Annotated in this window: 1 protein-coding gene and 1 pseudogene; both read right to left on the bottom strand. The window is 77.8% G+C overall.

Annotated features, from left to right (window positions below):
* Positions 1–403: 403 nt before the first annotated feature.
* On the bottom strand, positions 404–784 hold the full coding sequence (locus ABZ885_RS41730) for a hypothetical protein (protein ID WP_360200504.1): 381 nt from the start codon (positions 782–784) through the stop codon (positions 404–406).
* Positions 785–941: 157 nt separating this feature from the next.
* Positions 942–1,141: pseudogene (locus ABZ885_RS41725) on the bottom strand (hypothetical protein); the annotation flags it as partial.

Below are 1,141 nucleotides of genomic sequence, written 5' to 3'. Positions count from 1 at the left end.
TCCAGCGCGGCCTTCCGCGGCACCTTCGGCCGCAGCGCCTCGTACGCCGCCGCCAAAGCCGCCCTGCACGGGCTGGTCGCCCAACTCGCCCTGGATCGCGGAGGAGGTGCTGGCCCCGGTCGGGCGGAGCTCCTGGTGTGCCGTCGCCGTGGCCGGCGTCGAAGCGCTCGGACGGGACCGGCTCACCGCCGCCGTCCGCGGCGGCTGGGCGGTGCCCGCTCGGCGCCGACGCCCGCGACCGGAGCGACCGGAACGGCCGGGGCGGCCGGGGCGGCCGGAGCGGCCGGGGCGGCCGGAGCGGCTGGATCGGCCGGGGCGGCCGGAGCGGTCCGAGCGAGAAGTACGGCCCGCGGACACCAGCCCCGTGGACGGGGCGTCGTGATGCCGCGGGCCTGAGGACGCCTCAGCCGGCCAGGAAGGCGTGGGCCAGCCGGGCGCGGTGGGGGGCGAGTTCGGCGTCGATGGCGGCGGACTCGCCGGGGGTCGCGGTGACGGCGGCCGGGACGGAATCGCGCGTGGCGAGGCGAGCGATCCGGAGGTGCGTCGGCGGGTGGGTCGCGTCCACGCAGTGGCCCGCGGCCCGCGAGCGGCGCATCAGCCGGTCGCGCTCCAGCGGCGGGAGGCCTGCCAGGTGGTCGCGCAGTTCCTGCCAGAGGAGGCCGGTGTCCGGCGTGGACGCGGGCTCGCGGCGGTTGGTCCGCGGACGGGAGTGGATCTTGGCGCGCAGCGGCAGATCATGCCATGCGGTGGCGTCCGGACGAAAAGCGTTTCCGCCGCAGGCCACGGGCCTGACCGCCCGTCGTGACCCGGCCGGTGCCGCCGGCCTCCGGCGGCGTGGACGGCTGACCGCCGTTCAGCGCCGGGCAAGCCTGGGCAAGTCTGACCGCGCAAGCTCGTCGGCCCGCAGCGGCGAGGCGGCCATCCGCCGGAGCCGTCAGCCGTCAGCCGACGAGCCGCTCCACGAGCCCGAGCAGGTCCGCGAGGCGGAGGACCCGGCCGCCGGTCCCGGGCAGCGGGACGTGCAGCGGCTCCGTCCAGCGGGCGGGGATCGCGGCCAGGCCGTAGCGGGCGCCGGCGAGGCCGCCGTCGAAGACTTCGTCGTCGGTTGACGATTCGAGCTTCTCCGCAACTCCGGTCTCGG

The sequence above is a fragment of the Kitasatospora sp. NPDC047058 genome (genome assembly GCF_040643935.1).
GTDB lineage: Bacteria > Actinomycetota > Actinomycetes > Streptomycetales > Streptomycetaceae > Kitasatospora.
The sequence above is the reverse complement of the archived record's forward strand: the minus strand, read 5'-3'. Positions and strand labels throughout refer to the sequence as shown.